The organism is Bradyrhizobium sp. USDA 3650 (assembly GCF_054057395.1).
In genome coordinates this window covers 430,073-446,628 of the sequence record NZ_JBSRZG010000001.1, presented here as the reverse complement: position 1 = coordinate 446,628, position 16,556 = coordinate 430,073, and the positions used below count along the sequence as shown (strand labels likewise).

At 63.8% G+C, this 16,556-nt stretch carries 17 protein-coding genes; 9 read left to right on the top strand and 8 right to left on the bottom strand.

The features are described from left to right. Positions 1–347 precede the first annotated feature (347 nt). The 5 genes from ACVIN2_RS02160 to pncA form a co-directional block, all read right to left on the bottom strand. Positions 348–1,598, bottom strand: coding sequence for a DUF1236 domain-containing protein (locus ACVIN2_RS02160; protein WP_456764316.1), 1,251 nt, complete (start codon positions 1,596–1,598; stop codon positions 348–350). Between the two features lie 110 nt (positions 1,599–1,708). Next, entirely contained in the window at positions 1,709–2,095 is a 387-nt protein-coding gene (locus ACVIN2_RS02155; protein WP_456764315.1) for a GrlR family regulatory protein, read from the bottom strand. A 14-nt stretch (positions 2,096–2,109) separates the two neighbouring features. Continuing rightward, a complete protein-coding gene (locus ACVIN2_RS02150; RefSeq protein ID WP_456764314.1) occupies positions 2,110–4,143 on the bottom strand; it encodes an NAD(+) synthase in 2,034 nt (677 codons plus the stop codon). Positions 4,144–4,297: 154 nt separating this feature from the next. Continuing rightward, positions 4,298–5,413, bottom strand: coding sequence for an alpha/beta fold hydrolase (locus tag ACVIN2_RS02145; protein ID WP_456764313.1), 1,116 nt, complete (start codon positions 5,411–5,413; stop codon positions 4,298–4,300). Between the two features lie 16 nt (positions 5,414–5,429). Further along, complete coding sequence (gene pncA, locus ACVIN2_RS02140) at positions 5,430–6,068, bottom strand: bifunctional nicotinamidase/pyrazinamidase (protein WP_456764312.1); 639 nt, start codon at positions 6,066–6,068, stop codon at positions 5,430–5,432. Between the two features lie 255 nt (positions 6,069–6,323). Between pncA and glk the strand changes: the two genes are divergently transcribed. From glk to ACVIN2_RS02125, 3 genes are all read left to right on the top strand, one after another. Further along, positions 6,324–7,295 carry a glucokinase gene (gene glk, locus ACVIN2_RS02135; protein ID WP_456764311.1) on the top strand — a complete coding sequence of 324 codons (972 nt, stop codon included), beginning with the start codon at positions 6,324–6,326 and terminating at the stop codon, positions 7,293–7,295. A 144-nt stretch (positions 7,296–7,439) separates the two neighbouring features. After that, positions 7,440–7,643: a hypothetical protein gene (locus ACVIN2_RS02130; protein ID WP_007590943.1), complete on the top strand. Its 204-nt coding sequence runs from the start codon at positions 7,440–7,442 to the stop codon at positions 7,641–7,643. Positions 7,644–7,786: 143 nt separating this feature from the next. Further along, the gene (locus ACVIN2_RS02125) at positions 7,787–7,951 is read left to right on the top strand and encodes a hypothetical protein (RefSeq protein ID WP_456764310.1); all 165 of its coding nucleotides are present in this window, start codon (positions 7,787–7,789) and stop codon (positions 7,949–7,951) included. Between the two features lie 61 nt (positions 7,952–8,012). Here ACVIN2_RS02125 and ACVIN2_RS02120 read toward each other — a convergent pair whose 3' ends face one another. Then, positions 8,013–8,390 (bottom strand): response regulator, encoded by a 378-nt coding sequence (locus ACVIN2_RS02120; protein ID WP_456764309.1) that lies wholly within the window; start codon positions 8,388–8,390, stop codon positions 8,013–8,015. Positions 8,391–8,501: 111 nt separating this feature from the next. Beyond that, a complete protein-coding gene (locus ACVIN2_RS02115) occupies positions 8,502–9,293 on the bottom strand; it encodes a Spy/CpxP family protein refolding chaperone (RefSeq protein WP_456764308.1) in 792 nt (263 codons plus the stop codon). Positions 9,294–9,777: 484 nt separating this feature from the next. Here ACVIN2_RS02115 and ACVIN2_RS02110 point away from each other — a divergent pair, with 484 nt between their 5' ends. From ACVIN2_RS02110 to ACVIN2_RS02085, 6 genes are all read left to right on the top strand, one after another. Continuing rightward, complete coding sequence (locus ACVIN2_RS02110; protein WP_456764307.1) at positions 9,778–11,118, top strand: ABC transporter substrate-binding protein; 1,341 nt, start codon at positions 9,778–9,780, stop codon at positions 11,116–11,118. Positions 11,119–11,265: 147 nt separating this feature from the next. Then, positions 11,266–12,204 (top strand): carbohydrate ABC transporter permease, encoded by a 939-nt coding sequence (locus ACVIN2_RS02105; protein WP_354047776.1) that lies wholly within the window; start codon positions 11,266–11,268, stop codon positions 12,202–12,204. Then, a complete protein-coding gene (locus ACVIN2_RS02100; RefSeq protein ID WP_018457902.1) occupies positions 12,204–13,115 on the top strand; it encodes a carbohydrate ABC transporter permease in 912 nt (303 codons plus the stop codon). Before ACVIN2_RS02105 ends, ACVIN2_RS02100 begins: the two co-directional genes overlap by 1 nt. Positions 13,116–13,121: 6 nt before the next feature. Continuing rightward, positions 13,122–14,222: an ABC transporter ATP-binding protein gene (locus tag ACVIN2_RS02095; RefSeq protein WP_456764306.1), complete on the top strand. Its 1,101-nt coding sequence runs from the start codon at positions 13,122–13,124 to the stop codon at positions 14,220–14,222. A gap of 33 nt (positions 14,223–14,255) precedes the next feature. Then, positions 14,256–15,245, top strand: a complete 990-nt coding sequence (locus ACVIN2_RS02090; RefSeq protein WP_456764305.1) for a hydroxyacid dehydrogenase — start codon at positions 14,256–14,258, stop codon at positions 15,243–15,245. 185 nt (positions 15,246–15,430) lie between these two features. After that, the gene (locus ACVIN2_RS02085) at positions 15,431–15,928 is read left to right on the top strand and encodes a hypothetical protein (protein ID WP_027566977.1); all 498 of its coding nucleotides are present in this window, start codon (positions 15,431–15,433) and stop codon (positions 15,926–15,928) included. Between the two features lie 33 nt (positions 15,929–15,961). Here the strand turns inward: ACVIN2_RS02085 and ACVIN2_RS02080 are convergent, their stop codons facing one another. Then, entirely contained in the window at positions 15,962–16,459 is a 498-nt protein-coding gene (locus ACVIN2_RS02080) for a DUF1993 domain-containing protein (RefSeq protein WP_456769628.1), read from the bottom strand. Positions 16,460–16,556 lie beyond the last annotated feature (97 nt).

Here is a 16,556-nt window from a genome sequence, read left to right as displayed (position 1 = left end):
GTGCATCGAATTCAGGCAGCGGCGAGTGCAGTGCGTGCAGACGCATGCATCCGCGCTCGGATCAAGCGCGATTAAATCCGTAGTGATCCGGAATGGAATCCTATTGCGATGTCGCGTACATCGCGGGACATCGATCGGCGGCCTTCCAAGGGCATCACCCTCTGATCGCGCTACATGGGGTTGGGGGACCACATGGGGCGGGGGGATCAAAGGCTGGGGCAAGGTTACGAGGTCCGGACTCCTAGGCACTCCGGACCTCGGGACTTTCTAGATTGAACGTGATTTCGCGCCGCCGGCTTGATCAGCCGTGCGGCGCGAAGTCGTTTCAGCCCGTTTTTCTTTCGGTGCTAGCGCGTCTGCGGCTCGATCGTCACCGTGCAGTCGCCCTGCCCTTGCGTCGCCACCACGATGTTGCCCGCGGGAGCACCGAGGGCGATCGGCGCGGACGAGCCGCCGCCGGGCATCTGGACAGTCACGCTCAGAGAATCGGTTCGCGCGGTCGAGCCTACGGTGGAGGGTTCTGCCTGGGCCACATTGCCCGAGGCGTCACGCCGCATGATCTGGCAGTTTACGTTGCTGCCCCCGGCCGCCGTCATGCTCGATGAGGTGCCGCCGCTCATCTGGGCACGGGCTCGCGATGGATCGCGAGGCACCTGGCTGACGATGCGATGCGTCCGCGGCTCCACAATGACGACGTCGTCACCGGTCGCGAAATATTCGTAGTCTCGATATTCGGGCTCAATCGCGACGATCTCGGGCGGAAGCCTGTGAAGGCGCACGCGCGAGGGAATGGTCTCGCCGACCCGGATCGAAATGTTCAGATTACGCTCCGGCTCCGCCAGGCGTGCGCGGCTCACCGTTTCGGAGATCCGCACCTGCTTCTCGGACGTGACCTGGGTCTGCTGATTGGTCTGCGTATTGGTCTGGGTGGTCTGATTGGCTTGGTTGGTCTGCGTGCCCGAATTGGCAGGCGCGGTCTGCGCGTTGTTGGTCGGGGCCGTGCGGTTTGTGTCGGTCGCGGTGGCCGGTCGGTTGTTCTGTTGCGCCGGCTGCTGCTCGGCCGCGTTGCGCGGCGGCTGGGTCTGGTTGCGCTCGTTCTGGTTGGCCGCGGTGCCAGCGCGCTCGTTCTGCTGGCTAGACGTGCCGGACTTGGACTTCTCGGACTCCGCGGTTGATTTCTGCGGCGCGGACTTGTCTTGCTTCGTCTCGGCGCTGCTCTTGCTGTCGCGTCCCGGTTTCGGGCTCTCCGCCTCACGGTTGCGATCGCGGGAGGGCTCGCGGGATTCTTGCGCCTGATCCTTCGACTTCGGCTGGTTGCGCTCGGCAGAACTGGCCGGCTGGCGCTTGTCGTCACTCGCGTCCTGCCTGGCAGCGCCGCCCTTCTCCTCGCGGCCAGCGCCCTGCAATCGCTCCTGGGCGCCCTGCGCGCGCTCTTGAACGTGCTCCTGGGCGCCGCCGCGCTGCGGCGCAGCGCCCTTCGCCGGCTCCTCGGTCCGTCTCGGTTCGTCCCTTCGCTCACCGGGCGCCTGGGCGTAGGCGAAGCCGGAAGCAAGCATCAGTCCGATAGCTGCGGTCGATAACATCAAGTGCTTGCGCATGGTCCCTCTCCTCGGAAATTCGCAACAACAGACGCGAACGTTCTGTGGGTGCGAAGGTTCCTGATCAGGAACGAGGGCCGATCACGCCGGTCTCACATCTCAGGCGGGTCTCACATGGCGTCCTTCAGCGTGAGCCGCGCCGTGAATGTCACGCTGGTCTTGCCAACCAGCGCCATGCCTTCGACCTCGGCGCCGTCGGCGGAGTAGTCGCCTGAAAAGCCGCAGCTCACCTCCCTGCCGCCGAACGCGAGTGGCTTGCCGACGGCCTCGGTGTGCTGATTGACGGTCATATCGCCGCGCCATTTCCCGTTCCGGAAGGTGTAGCTGCCGGTGTAGTAGAAATAGCTGTCGCCGCCCATGATGCGGCCGTCGCAGAGCACGACGACGCCTTTGGCCTGGCCGCGCTTGCCGTCGCGCATCTCGATCTCAAAGATGTAGAGGCCGTTGAGGACCTTCTGTGGGTTGGCGCCCTGCACGGGCCCATCGCCGGCCGACATCGCTCATCTCCTGTTCAAACCGGCACATTCCGCTCGAGATCTTCAAGCCACGCCGCAGCGCTCGAATCCGACGGCGCGCGCCAGTCACCGCGCGGCGACAACGAGCCGCCGGCCGAAACCTTGGGTCCGTTCGGCATCGCCGAGCGCTTGAACTGGCTGAAGGCGAAGAAGCGGCGCACGAACACCTCCAGCCAGCGGCGGATCTCCTTGAGATCGTAGGCCTTGCGCCTATCGGCCGGGAATGCCGGCGGCCACTCGCCCTGGGCGACGTCCTTCCACGCCTGCAGTGCCATGAACGCGATCTTGGACGGCCGCATGCCGAAACGCAGCGTGTAGAACAGGTTGAAATCCTGGAGCTCGTAGGGACCAACCGAGGCTTCCGTGCTCTGCGGCTTCTCGCCGGGCTCGACCGGAACCAGTTCGGGCGAGATTTCGGCAACCAGGATCGAGCCAAGCGTCCGATTGACGTCGTCGCTGAACTGCTTGGAAGCGATCACCCAGCGGATCAGATGCTGGATCAGCGTCTTCGGCACCCCGGCGTTGACGTTATAGTGCGCCATCTGGTCGCCGACGCCGTAGGTGCACCAGCCCAGCGCGAGCTCGGAGAGATCGCCGGTGCCGATGACGATGCCGCCATTGTGGTTGGCGAGCCGGAACAGATAGTCGGTGCGCAGGCCCGCCTGAACATTCTCGAACGTGACGTCGTAGACCTTCTCGCCCTTGCCGAAGGGATGGCCGATGTCCTTCAGCATCTGCGTCGCCGTGGTGCGAATGTCGAGCTCCTGCCAACTCGTCCGCAACGCCTTCATCAGCGCCAGCGCATTGGTCTTGCTCTCGCTGCCGGTGGCAAAGCCGGGCATGGTGTAGGCGAGAATGTTCTCCCGCGGCAGCCCAAGAAGGTCGACGGCCTTGGCGGCGACGATCAAAGCATGTGTGGAATCGAGCCCGCCCGAGACGCCGATGACGACGCGCTTGGTCCCGGTCGCACGCATGCGCTGGACGAGGCCGGCGACCTGAATGTTGTAGGCCTCATAGCAGTCCTGCTCGAGCAGGCTCTCGTCACTCGGCACGAACGGAAAGCGCTCGACCTTGCGCAGGAAGCCGATATCGGCGGCCGGCGGCTTCAGGGCAAAGCTGACCTTCCGGAAGAAGGCCTCGCGCTGCCGGCGGTTGTCGTCGAAGGTTCCCATCAGCGCGCGTTCCTGCCTGAGCAGGTCGAGATCGACATCAGCCAGCGTGATCTGGCCGCCCTGCCGGAACCGCTCACCTTCGGCCAGCAGCACGCCGTTCTCGTAGATCGAGGTCTGGCCGTCCCAGGCCAAATCCGTGGTCGATTCCCCTGCTCCGGCCGCGGAATAGACATAGGCCGCGAGGCAGCGCGCCGACGTCGATTGGCACAAGAGCGCGCGCGAGCGGGCGCGGCCGATGGTGATCGGGCTGCCCGAGAGATTGATCAGCACGCTCGCACCCGCGAGCGCGAGCTCGGAGGCCGGCGTCACCGGGATCCACATGTCCTCGCAGATCTCGACGCCGACGGTCAGGCCCGGAACGTCCTCGGCCGCGAACAGGAGGTCGACGCCAAACGGGGCATGCAGCCCGCCAAAGGCGACCATCTCTCCGACAATGCCGGCGCCGGAGGCGAAATGCCGTCCCTCGTAGAATTCGCGATAGGTCGGCAGGTAGCTCTTGGGCACGACGCCGAGGACTTTGCCGCGATGGATGACGACCGCGCAATTGTAGATGCGATTGCCAAAGCGCAGCGGCGCGCCGACGATCAGGACGGTCATCAGGGACGAGGATGCCTCGACGATGGCCACGAGCCCGCGCTCGACCGCATCGAGCAGCGGGTCCTGCTTCACGAGATCTTCGATCGCATAGCCGGACAGGCACAACTCGGGAAACACGGCAACCGCCACCGACTGCTCGTGGCAGTCCTTCGCCGCCGCCAGAACTGCAGTCGCGTTGGCGGTGGGATCGGCCACATGAGAGGTGGTGACGCAGGCCGCCACGCGCGCAAATCCGTGGGCATAGATCGAGTGGAAACTCATCGAGCACAGTCCCTTTGTCTCGTCGCGACCGGCCTCCGCCAGCTCTGGACTCCATTTAACCCATCGACATGGCCCCGTGCAGGCCATTCAACGGCATGCATAACGGATTTGCAGCTTCGCTGCCCGGCGCCCGGCCCTTCCCTTGGGGGCAGTGTCAGGCTCTGCGCACCAGCATGCCGGGCAGATCGTCGCGCAGCCATTCGGCGATCCGGGGCCAGGCATGGGCGTGGGTCCGCGCGCCCATGAACAGGCCAAGATGGTTGCAGGGCTCGGAGACCGCCGCAATGAAGGCCGGTGGTGTGCCGAGCAAGCCGGCGGTTGAGAGCGCCTGCGCAGCCGGCACGACGTCGTCATCGAGCCCGGCCAGCAGGAAGACCGGCGCCTTGACGTCCTTCAGATCAACCACGCGGCCGAGTGCCGTGAATTGGCCGCGCGCGATCCGGTTCTCCCGGAAAATCCAATTGACGATCTCGAGATAATAGGCACCGGGCAGATTGAGAGGCTCGGCATTCCAGCGCTCGAAGCGTGCCAGCAGCGCCGCACCTTCCTCGCCGGAGAGGTCGCTCTGCAGCGCCGTCGCGATGTCGTCGCGGCTCGGCGCCTTCGACCAGACCCGCAGCATCTCTTCGCCGCTGACATTGCCGCCGCCGCGCGCGACGAGCTGGTCATAGACCATCTCCGGCGCGTTGCGGGCGAGCTGCGACAGCCTGGAGTCGATCGAGAGGTCGACGGGCGCGCCTGCCAGCACCAGCCGCCGCACCTTGGTGGGAAAGCGCGCCGCATAGAGCAGCGACAGCCAGCCACCCTGGCACAGGCCGACGAGATCGACCGGCGCGCCGATCTCGTCGATGGCGACGTTGAGATCGCCGAGATAGCTGTCGATCGAGAGATAGCGCATGTCGGGTGCGGCCGAGCGCCAGTCGGTGAGGTAGACCCGGTCGATGCCGCCATTTTGCAGGGACTGCACCACGCTATGGCCGGGGGCGAAGTCGGCGATCAGAGCCCGGTGCAGCGCATAGGGCGCGCAGACCAGTGCCGGCTGGCCGGACTCGGTCCGCGTGCAATTGCGCAGGCGCATGGTCGCAAGCTCCAGCGCGACGGAGTTGGGCGTGGTCCACGGCAGGCTGCTGTCGGCTTGCTCCGGCGGACCCCGCTCGAGCCATCCGAAGCAGGCATCCATCGCAAGCCGAGCCGCAGCGAACGGCCACAGCAGCGGGTCATCCGGGACCGGGCCCGGTGCGCGCTGCTGTTTGCCGGTCTTCTCTGCCATGGCTATCTCACGGTCCTCACAGGAAGGCCTCGAAGCTGACGAGCGAAATGCCGCGCTCCCGAAAACTCTGATGGGTCGCGGCCACCGAGCCGTCGAGATCGATGCCGCGGCAGGCGTCCTCGATGACGGCGACCTCGAACCCCGCCTTGCGGGCATCCTCCGCCGAGAAGCGGACGCAGAAGTCGAGCGCGAGGCCAACGACGAAGATCGTCTTCAACTCGCGCTCGCGCAAATATCCGAGCAGGCCGGTCGGCGTTTTCTTGTCGTTCTCGAACAGCGCCGAATAGGAATCGATGCCGCGCCGAAACCCCTTCCGCACCACCAGGCTTGCGCGGGTGACGTCGAGATCGCGATGAAATTCGGCGCCCGCCGTGCCCTGGACGCAATGGCTCGGCCAGAGCACCTGGGCGCCGTAGTCGAGCGCGATGGTCTGGAACGGCTGTTTGCCGGCATGGTTCGGCGCAAAGGAGACATGATCGCGGGGATGCCAGTCCTGGGTCAGCACCACATTGGCGAATTTTTGGGCGATCCGATTGATGGCGGGGACGACCGTCTCGCCCCTGGGCACGGCGAGCGCCCCGCCGGTGCAAAAATCGTTCTGCACGTCGATGATCAGCAGCACGTCGCGGTCGGAAAGCTTCATCGCATGGTCCATTCCAGGCCATCCCGCGCGACCGGCGCCGAAGGCACGTCTCCAGTGTCGATCTTCCCGCGCTGCTTCGCAACCACAGAAGCGGTGCGGGGGTCTGCGCGAATGCACCCCGTCGGCCCCGGGATGCAACGGTTTGGGCTGATGCGTGTTGACTAGATCCACCCGGGGGCGGATTCTGAAAGCCGTTCGCATTTTGCGATCGGATAGAGCGGAGGAAGCGGTTCCCGCAGCCCGAAAGGCCGCGGTAGCCACACGCACATGACCATCGGCAAGACAGGACAGATTCTTCTCGCCGATATCGGCGGCACCAATGCGCGCTTCGCACTCAGTCAGGGCGATGAGACCGGACCGATCGATTACGTCAAAGTGGCAGACTTCCCGACCGTCCGGGAAGCCATTGCCGATGTTCTCGCGCGTCGCTCAGACGGCAAAACGCCCCCAAGGGCCGTGCTGGCCGTCGCGGGGCCGGTGACCAACAACCGCTGCGTCATGACCAACAGCCCGTGGGTCATCGACGGCAACGAGCTTCAGCCCGCCCTCGGCTTCGACAGCGTCCATGTTCTCAACGATTTCGAGGTGGTGGCCTGGTCCCTGCCCGCCTTGCAGCCCGCCGACCTGATTCCGCTCGGCGGACAGGATGGCCTTCCCGGAGAGCCGTTGCTGGTGGTCGGACCCGGAACCGGCTTTGGCGTTTCCTGCCTGGTCGAGCGCCACGGCTCACGGCTGGCCGTCGTCACCGAGGCCGGACACGCGACCCTGCCGGCGGAGGACGAGCGCGAGGAACGCGTGATCGCGTGCCTGCGCCGACGCCTCGGCCATGTCTCCATCGAGCGTGGCGCATTGTCCGGTTCGGGCCTGCAAAGCCTCTACGAGGCGCTGGCCGAGGTGGAAGGCGCGCAAGTGCCGCATCGCGATGCCGCTGCCATCACGAAGGCTGCCTTGGAAGGCAGTTGCGAGCTCAGCCACGCCACGCTGGATATGTTTTGCGCCATCCTCGGCTCGGTCGCGGGCAATCTCGCGGTGACCTTCGGCGCCCGCGGCGGCGTCTATATCGCCGGCGGAATCGTGCCGCGCTTTCCGGAGTTCCTTGCAGCCTCCGCATTCCGGGCGCGCTTCGAAGCCAAGGGACGCTTCCAGGACTATCTCCGCAACATCCCGACCAGACTGGTCACGAAACCTGATGCGAGTTTCCTCGGCCTCAAGATGTTCGCCGAGCACAACCAGCCTTAACGGCGCGCGCCTCCGTCCGCGGGTTCCAGTCATGCACAGCTGATTGCACGGCACGCCCGCTCGACGCGGGATCGTGCTTGCGCGCACGTCCCGGATGAGAAACAATCCTGGCTTGTGTGTGTGGCGTAGTTGCGGGGGCGTGACATGCGTAAGCAGGATCTAGGTTTCGACTATCACCGCTATCACCGCCTGCTGCTCGAGGCGGACGACGATGGCAAGCGGCTGGCCTTGATCGAGCTCTTGATCGAGGAAAAGGCGCGTGACCGCCTCGCCGCCCAGCGCGCTTCGGACCGCGCCGCCATGACGGCCCACACTATCGCTACCGTGCTGAAGAACGGGCGCCAGTAAACCGAGTGATTGCGCTACGGTGCCCGAAAGCGCGGCATCAATTGCCATTTCGTTAACGATCCCTCGAAAGCTCGCGTCAAACTTTTTGCTCTAGAAGTTCCCTCACCTGATGCAATTCAGGAGCAACAAAGGGGGGAATGAACATGAGCATGATTTCGATCGCCGCGATGCCGGCCACCATCGAAACGCGTTTGGCCGAATCTTCGTTTTCTTCGTTCAAGACCATCTTGCTGTTTTGCTGCACGGGCCTGGTCGCCTCGTTCGGCCTGATGGCGCGCGGCATCGATCTCGGCGCCGGCCTGATGTGAGACAGCGACGAATTCCGTCGCGAATGGCCGCCCCTGACGGGCGGCCATTTTTATTTTGGTCTCAGTGCGGCGTCTTCGCTAGCGCTTCCGGAAACATCGAATCGATCATCGCCTTAAGCTGATCGATCGAAATCGGCTTGCGCAGGATCGGCCGTCGCCGGAGCAAGGACGGCAGCAGCTCCGGCCCGTAGCCCGTCGCGAACAGAAACGGCTTGCCGCGACGCTCGATCAGATCGGCAACCGGATCGACGTAGAGGCCCTTGAGATTGATATCGAGGATCGCAAGATCGTACTGCGCGGTCATGGCGAACGCGCTGGCGTCCCGGACATTATCCGCTTCCGCGATGACGTGGTGGCCGAGTTCCTCCACCATGTCCGTCATCATCATCCGGATCAACGTCTCGTCTTCGACCAGGAAAACGGAGAGTCCGTCCGCCATATCAACCCCGCCATCAGCTTCCGAAGCTAATCATAACCGAATCGCGAAGAGGATTCACGAATTCGTGGCGGGGGCCCTTAACGTAGGCGCGCCCGATCCGATTCAACTTGATCAATCCAGTCCTCGTTCGTGGCTGAGCCGCACCATCTCCTGTACGAACACCTGCTTCTGCTTGTCATCGAGGCTCGAATAGAGGGGCTCGGCGGCGTCGGCGACATTGCGCTGGTCGGCGGCGCGGTCGATGAGGAATTGGGCCTCGTTGCGCATCTGCTCGACGATGTCGTCGGGTGGATCCCGCTTGGCGCGCGCGACCCGCAGGTTGAGCCGCTCGGCACCGTTATGCCCGAGGTAGTGCATGGCGCTCGAGAAGCCGTACCAGTGCTTCTCCTGGTCGGGCGTGAGGTTCAGTTCGGTCTTGATCCGCTCGATATAGGAGTCGCTGTTGGTGACGATCTGGTCGGCGGTCAATTGCGGCGCGCCGGTCTGGGTGAGGACCGTGACATCCTTGTCCTGCGGCACGTTCTTCGCCTCCTTGCTCGCCTTGGCGCCCTTGCCAGCCTTGGCGCTCTTGGCATCCTTGTCCTTGCCGGCGCCCTGCTTGGCGTCTTTGGCAGCGTCCTTGCTCGAATCCTTGCTCGGATCCTTGGCGGCGGGCGCCTGATTGCCATTATTGCCAACACCGAGCACGCCGGTGAAAACGCCGACCACACCGCCGATCGCGCCGCCGAGCACGCCGCCGACCGGACCTGCCGCCTTGTTCCCGGCCGCCGCTCCTTCCTGAACCCCTTTGACCAGGCCTTGAGCGTTCGCCACCGCGGCTGCGCCGAGCAGCAACACGAAAACGGATCCCAGCGCGAACCATCGTCGCAGGTTAAGCCGCGCGAGCGGCGCCGGGTTGATCATTCTGGTCTCCATCTCGATCTGATTAGGCCGTTGGGGGTGAGAACCACCCGCCAGTTGCAACTCTATCGTTTTCACCGCTTCGAGGTCTAGCCACCGACAATTGCTATCCACGCCCGAAAAGTGTTTGGCGCGAGGCGCTTATGCAGGCTTATTCGAAACTGCGGCGTAATTGCGCATGCATCGACCGGGCGGGTCCGCGCAAAGTGTGCGTCGCAAAATGACCGATCTTGGTTCATGGCCCGCGCATGACGTCGAGAGCGCTGCCGCCTTCCCGGACACAACGTTAGTTCTAGGCGCAAGCCGTTCGGTTTTCTCGACAGACGCAACCAATCATGATCTGATCGCGCTACCAATTTGCCTTCGAAGCCGACGGCATCAATAAGAAACGTCGAACAAGAAACTTTCAAACAGAAAATCAAAAGTAGAACTCGGAAGAGTTCAGAGGAAACGCCAGAACAATAAAACACCCAAGCGAGGAAACGAGATGTCACGCAAGACACTGACGCGACGTCAATTTGTGGCTGCCACTGCAATGTCCTCCACGGCGCTGATCGCGGCGCCCTATGTCCGAGGCGCTTACGCCGCCGGCAAGCTCTCGATCGGCTTCTGGGACCACTGGGTGCCCGGCGCCAACGATGCCTCCACCGCGCTCGTCAAGGAATGGGGCGAGAGGGAGAAGGTCGAAGTCTCGATCGACTACATCACCAGCAACAACAAGAAGATCGAGCTGACGGCGGCGGCCGAAGCCCAGGCCAAGTCCGGTCACGACATTCTCCAGATGCCGAGCTGGTGGCCGCACGCTTATTCCGAGAATCTCGAACCGCTCAACGACGTCATGGAGCCGCTCATCAAGCAGAACGGCGAGGTGAACGACACCGTCAAATATCTCGGGCGGTCGGGCGGCAAATGGCTCGCAGTGCCCGCGACGCCGGGAAGCCAGATCAAAGGCCCCTGCTCCCGCATAGATCTGATGAAGAAACACGCCGGCATCGACGTGCAGGAGATGTATCCGGCCGGCGGTCCGCCGAAGGCGGACAACTGGACCATGGAGACGTTCCTGAAGGCGGCCGAGGCCTGCCACAAGGCCGGCTTCCCCTTCGGCATAGGTCTCGGCGAGACCACCGACAGCGTCGACACCGCCGGCGCGATCTTCCAGTCGTTCGGCGCCGAGCTCGTCAACGCCAAGGGCGATATCACCGTCAAGACCGACGCAGTGCGGCAGGCGCTCGAATTCTACAAGAAGCTGATCGCCGTCCTGCCCACCGACGCGCCGTCCTGGGACGATGCCTCCAACAACAAATGGCTGATCTCGGGCCGCGGGGCGATGATCCTGAATCCGCCGAGTGCCTGGGCGGTCGCCAAGCGCGACGCGCCGCAAGTCGCCGAACAGTGCTGGACGCACGGCTTTCCGTCCGGTCCGAAGGGACGTTTTGCACCCTTCCTGCCGTACTTCTGGGGCGTCTGGGCCTTTGGCAAGAACAAGGAAGCGGCCAAGAGCTTGCTCGTTCACCTGTCCTCGCCAGCGGCGATCGAGAAGTTCGTCGCGGCGAGCGGCGGTTACGATCTGCCGGCCTACGCGAACATGACGAAGTTCAAGACCTGGGCCGAGGAAGGGCCGCCGAAGGGCACGCTCTTCCACTATCCGGATCCCTACAAGCAGCAGACGATGTCGATCGCCGCGTCTCCGGCGCCGCCGAAGATCGCCCAGCAGATCTACTTCCAGGCGACGCTGACCAAGATGGCGCTGCGCTTTGCGCAAGGAGAGAAGTTGGAAACCGCGCTCGCCTGGGCCGAAGGCGAGTGCGAAGGCTTCATGCGGACCTGAGCCGGGTATGTGCCATGGCGGTTCACGCTTCGCGCGTGAGCCGCCGAGGCACCCCTCGCTCGATCCGCTTGCCGAATGAAGCCGACGGCTGCGCCGGCTTCCCGCTCCAGATGTCCTGCTACGTGTCCTGCAAAAGAGGCTAAATTCATGGCCGATGTCGTCGTTGAGCAAGGCCGTCTCGCTCGAGCTGCAAGCCCACGCAAACGGGCGAGCCTGCGCAATGCAATGGGACGGAAATCGACCGTCGCGTTCTTCCTGACGCTGCCGCTGATCCTCCTGATCGCCCTGCTCGTGCTTTATCCCGCCTTCTATTCGGTCTACCTGGCGACGCTCAACAAGGCGATGACGAAGTTCGTCGGCCTCAGCAACTTCACCTTCCTGTTCAAGCGCGAAACGTTCTGGATGGTGGTGAGACAGTCCTGCATTTTTGCGATTACCGCCGTGGTCTTCAAGGCTTTGATCGGCTTCATCGTCGCGCATTTCGTCCACAACATTCCCGGCAAGAAGCAACGTAAATGGCGCGGCATGCTGCTGGTGCCCTGGGTGATCCCGCCGGCGATGAGCACGCTGGCATGGCTGTGGCTGTTCGACCCCTCCTACAGTGCCTTCAACTATACGCTGTCGTTCTTCGGCATCGGTCCCATCCCGTGGCTCGGTGACACCTTCTGGGCGCGCTTCTCCGTCATTCTCGTCAACGTCTGGTACGGCGCGCCGTTCTTCCTGATCATGTACCTGGCCGCGCTGAAATCCGTACCCGACCAGCTCTACGAAGCCGCGGCGATCGACGGCGCCAATTGGTGGCAGAAGATCTGGCACATCACCTTGCCGATGATGCGCAACATCATCGCCATCACCACGCTGTTCTCGCTGATCGTCACTTTCGCCAATTTCGACATCGTGCGCATCCTCACCTCCGGCGGTCCGCTGGACCGGACGCATCTGTTCGCCACCTGGGCGTTCCAGGTCGGCATCCAGAGCAGCGACATTCCCCTCGGCGCCTGCGTCTCGCTGTTCATGGTGCCAATCCTCGCCGTCGCAGCGGTCTTCATCCTGCGTGATGTCAACAAACGCGGGAACGAAGCCTGATGAGCACGCTCGCAATCGACAAGGCCGGACCGACACGCAAGGTCAAGCTTCGAAGCATGAGCCGCGACCGCACCTGGGCGCTGCGCTGGTCCTACTTTTTCCTGGTGCTGTTTGCGATCTTCTTCCTGATCCCGCCGATCTACATGCTGATCACCTCGCTCAAGAGCAGCGCGGAGATCTCGGCCGCCACCAATCCGTGGTGGGTATTTCATCCGACCCTGTCGAACTATGTCGAGCTGTTGACCTCGAACCAGTTCCTGCGATTCTTCTGGAATTCGTCGATGATCTCGATCGTGGTCGTGATCGTGACGATGCTGATCAGCATTCCGGCGGCGTTTGCATTGGCGCGGATGAAGTTCTGGGGCTCGGCGACGCTCGCGACCGGCGTCTTTCTCACCTATCTGATTCCGGACAGCCTCCTGTTCATTCCCTTGTTCAAGATGCTCGCGGTGGTCCAGGACGTCACCGGCATCACTCTCCTCAACCGCTGGTACGTGCTGGTGTTCATCTATCCGACGCTGACCGTGCCGTTCTGCACCTGGATCATGATCGGTTATTTCGCCTCGATCCCGAAGGAGCTCGACGAGGCGGCTCTCATCGACGGCGCTTCCTGGCTCCAGACTCTGACCCGGATTTTCATCCCGGTCGCCCTGCCCGGCCTGATCGCAGCGACCATCTTCGCCTTCACCGTGTCCTGGGCGCAGTTCCTCTATCCCCTGGTGTTCACGACATCCATCGACCAGCTCGTGCTGCCGGTCGGCATCACCACGACGCTGATCAAGGGTGACGTCTTCAACTGGGGGCAGATCATGACTGGCGCGCTGCTTGGCGCTGCCCCGCCGCTGGTCATCTACGCCTTCCTGATGGACTATTACATTGCCGGCCTGACCGCCGGCGCGACAAAGGGTTGATGTCTTATGGCTGAGGTTGCGTTGCGGAAGGTGGTCAAGCGTTACGACGACGTCGAGGCGGTGCGCGGCATCGACCTCGACATCTCAGACCATGAGTTCATCGTGCTCGTCGGCCCCTCCGGCTGCGGCAAGTCGACGACGTTGCGGATGATCGCGGGACTCGAGGACATCACCGACGGCGACATCATGATCGGCGGGGACGTCGTCAACGACGTGCCACCAAAGGACCGCGACATCGCGATGGTGTTCCAGAACTACGCGCTTTACCCGCACATGACCGTCGCGGAGAACATGTCGTTCGGGTTGCGGCTCAAGCACTACCCCAAGGCCGAGATCAAGGCGCGGGTGACGGAGGCCGCCCGCCTCCTCGACATCACCGACCTGATCGACCGCAAGCCGAAGCAGCTCTCCGGCGGCCAGCGCCAGCGCGTCGCCATGGGGCGGGCCATCGTGCGCAATCCGAAAGTCTTCCTGTTCGACGAGCCGCTGTCCAATCTCGACGCCAAGCTGCGCGTGCAGATGCGGATCGAGATCAAGAAGGTGCACCAGAAGGTGCGTACCACCACGGTCTACGTCACCCACGACCAGGTCGAGGCAATGACTCTGGCCGATCGCGTGGTGGTGATGAACAAGGGTCGGATCGAGCAGATCGGCACCCCGAACGAGCTCTACCACAAGCCGGCAACGCGCTTCGTCGCGGGCTTCATCGGCTCGCCGGCGATGAACTTCATTCCGTGCCGGCTCGAGGACGTCGGCGGCAAGCTCAACGTCCGCCTGACGGACCGCATCTCGTTCCCGTTGCCGCCGGCCCGCGCCGCCCATTACAGCGCACTGCCCCGAGCTGAAAACCTGTTGCTCGGCATCCGGCCCGAACATCTCACGGAATCGCATGCGCATCTGGAGCCGGGGGTCGAGACCTTCGACACCGTGCTTGACGTCACCGAGCCGATGGGAATGGAGACGCTGGTCTATTTCGGACTGGAAGGCACACCCGTCTGCGGCCGTGTCGATCCCAATGCGGGCGCCAAGGATGGGGGCCCCATGCGTTTGGCGATGGACCTCAACAATATGCACCTGCTAAACGAGGCGACCGGCGCCGTCTTGTGACGGCCGGCCAAGAAACTCGCGCAGGTAGGGACGATGTCGACCAACAAGAAGAAAATCTTTGTCACGCAAACTTTGTCGAAAGGGGCACGCGCCCTCCTCACCCAGCGAGATGACATCGAGCTCATCGAGTTTCCGAACCTGATCTCCGCCGGGGATTTCGAGGCTTTGCTGAAGAGCCACGCGCCGGTCCATGGCGTGGCGCTCGGCGCCACCGCGTTCGGCGAGACCGAGCTCGAAGCCTCAAAGGACATGAAGGTGGTGACCCGGATCGGGGTCGGCTACGACGCCGTCGACGTCCCCGCCCTCTCCCGCCGCAAGGTGCCGCTGATGGTCGCGGGCAGCGCGAACTCGCCCTCGGTCGCCGAGCAGGCGCTGTTCATGATGCTGACACTGGCAAAACGCGCGCAGGAGATGCACGCCTGCGTCAAGGACGGCAAATGGGCCGATCGGCTCGGCATGCTGCCGTTCGACCTCTACGGCAAGACCGTCCTCATCATCGGCTTCGGCCGCATCGGCACCCGCATCGCCAAGCGCTGCCTGGCGATGGACATGAATGTGCAGGTCTATGATCCCTACAAGGCAGCCGCAGAGATCAAGGCAGCAGGCTGCGAGCCGGTCGCCGATCTCGATGCCGCGCTGCCGCACGCCGATTTCGTCACCATCCACTGCCCGAAGACGCCGGAGACCGTCGGTCTGTTCGATGCTGACAGGATCGGCCGGATGAAGCCGAAATCCTACCTCATCAACACCGCACGCGGCGGCATCGTGAAGGAAGCGGCGCTGTATGACGCGCTGGTCTCGGGCAAGCTCGCCGGTGCCGGCATCGACGTGTTCGAGGTCGAGCCGCCGCCGGTCAGCAACGCGCTGTTCGCGCTGCCCAACGTCATCATGGCCCCGCATGTCGCCGGCGTCACGGTCGAGGCGGTGAGCCGGATGAGCGAGCAGACCGCGCGCAACATCCTGAGTGTGCTGGACGGCGATCCCATCCGGCAGAACATCATCAATCAGGATGTCCTGGGCTGAGCTATCTCCAGGGCGGGCGGTGCGCGTTGGCGGGCGATCAACCGCCCGCCTTCGGAACGCCAGAATGAGTCCCATTTTGGTGCAGATCGAGCCCTCACTCAGCCTTAATCAAACCCGCGTAATAGGTCCGACCGCGGCGGCAGTGGGACAGACTTGCCGGCCGCGTCGAGCTGGAGGATGGACCCTTGTCAGAGATCGACCCGACCGACCACGCGTTGGCGACCATCGCCAGCATCCTGGAACACCCTGAACCCGTCCTCGTCGTGCGCGAGACCGAGACCGTGCGCGAGACCGAGACCGTCACCGTGACCGAAATGGTGGTTGCCGGTGAGCATGGCGTCGCCGACGAGCACCCCGTGGTCGACGAGCATCCGGTGGTCGAGGAGCAGCCGCTGGTGCCGGAGCACACCGATGCCGACGGCTACAGCAAGGTCGGCCCCGGGCCGATGGTGGCGATCCGCCTGAAATGGACGGTCCATCGCGGCGACGACGGCCAGTTCTACGTCCACGAGACCATCGGCGAGCAGTCCGTGCCCGTGGTCAGCGGCCCGATGACCGGCGAAGCCGCGGTGCATTTCGTCGACGCGCACGAGGACGAGGCTCATCGGCGCTTCGAAGAGCTGCGCAGCGAGATCGCCGGCCGCAGCTCGCTCGCCGATTACGAGCGCAAGGGCGAAGCCTAGCGCGTTTTCGCGCGAAGTGGATGCCGGTTCGGCTTATCGTCGCCCGAGATAATCTTTTTTCACGAGCTCGACGCCTGCGTGCCGCAACAGGTCGTAGGCGGTCGTGACGTGAAAGAAGAACTGCGGCATGCTGAAGGTGAGCAGCAGCGTCCGCCCGGTGAAGGGCAACTCGGTCCCGTTCTTCAGCCTGAAGAAGACATTCCGTTCCGCCGCGGCATCGATCTCCGCGCGCGGCAGGCTTTCGATGAACTCGATGGACGTCGCGATGCGGGCCTGCAGTCCGGCCATGTCGTGCTCCAGCACCGGCAGCGTCACCGGCTCGCGGTCGGCCAGCAAGGCCGCGGCGACCGTGGCATGGCGGCAGGCCTCGCCGATCTGTTGCGCCAGATCGTACATGTCGGGCGCGATGCGCATGCCGAGCAGGACGGCCGGATTGAACTTCCGGGCTTCGGCATAGGCAACGCCCTTGTCGAGCAGTGCGGACAGGTTGCGCAAGTAAGGCACGAAGACGCCGACCGAGGCGTCATGCATCGAGATCGCCACTTCAAAATTCCCTTCAATTCCGCCTCGCCAGCGACGGGCATCTGGTCTAAATCCAGGCCTCAAGACAGGCATCGAGAGCTGCACA

Bases quoted from the DNA above. Each gene is read 5' to 3' on its own strand.
- ACVIN2_RS02155 (WP_456764315.1), bottom strand. From the start codon at position 2,095: ATGTCGGCCGGCGATGGGCCCGTGCAGGGCGCCAACCCACAGAAGGTC.
- ACVIN2_RS02145 (WP_456764313.1), bottom strand. From the start codon at position 5,413: ATGGCAGAGAAGACCGGCAAACAGCAGCGCGCACCGGGCCCGGTCCCG.
- ACVIN2_RS02090 (WP_456764305.1), top strand. From the start codon at position 14,256: ATGTCGACCAACAAGAAGAAAATCTTTGTCACGCAAACTTTGTCGAAA.
- ACVIN2_RS02150 (WP_456764314.1), bottom strand. From the start codon at position 4,143: ATGAGTTTCCACTCGATCTATGCCCACGGATTTGCGCGCGTGGCGGCC.
- ACVIN2_RS02110 (WP_456764307.1), top strand. From the start codon at position 9,778: ATGTCACGCAAGACACTGACGCGACGTCAATTTGTGGCTGCCACTGCA.
- ACVIN2_RS02115 (WP_456764308.1), bottom strand. From the start codon at position 9,293: ATGATCAACCCGGCGCCGCTCGCGCGGCTTAACCTGCGACGATGGTTC.
- ACVIN2_RS02105 (WP_354047776.1), top strand. From the start codon at position 11,266: ATGGCCGATGTCGTCGTTGAGCAAGGCCGTCTCGCTCGAGCTGCAAGC.
- ACVIN2_RS02080 (WP_456769628.1), bottom strand. From the start codon at position 16,459: ATGCATGACGCCTCGGTCGGCGTCTTCGTGCCTTACTTGCGCAACCTG.
- pncA (WP_456764312.1), bottom strand. From the start codon at position 6,068: ATGGACCATGCGATGAAGCTTTCCGACCGCGACGTGCTGCTGATCATC.
- ACVIN2_RS02100 (WP_018457902.1), top strand. From the start codon at position 12,204: ATGAGCACGCTCGCAATCGACAAGGCCGGACCGACACGCAAGGTCAAG.
- ACVIN2_RS02130 (WP_007590943.1), top strand. From the start codon at position 7,440: ATGCGTAAGCAGGATCTAGGTTTCGACTATCACCGCTATCACCGCCTG.
- glk (WP_456764311.1), top strand. From the start codon at position 6,324: ATGACCATCGGCAAGACAGGACAGATTCTTCTCGCCGATATCGGCGGC.
- ACVIN2_RS02125 (WP_456764310.1), top strand. From the start codon at position 7,787: ATGAGCATGATTTCGATCGCCGCGATGCCGGCCACCATCGAAACGCGT.
- ACVIN2_RS02120 (WP_456764309.1), bottom strand. From the start codon at position 8,390: ATGGCGGACGGACTCTCCGTTTTCCTGGTCGAAGACGAGACGTTGATC.
- ACVIN2_RS02095 (WP_456764306.1), top strand. From the start codon at position 13,122: ATGGCTGAGGTTGCGTTGCGGAAGGTGGTCAAGCGTTACGACGACGTC.
- ACVIN2_RS02160 (WP_456764316.1), bottom strand. From the start codon at position 1,598: ATGCGCAAGCACTTGATGTTATCGACCGCAGCTATCGGACTGATGCTT.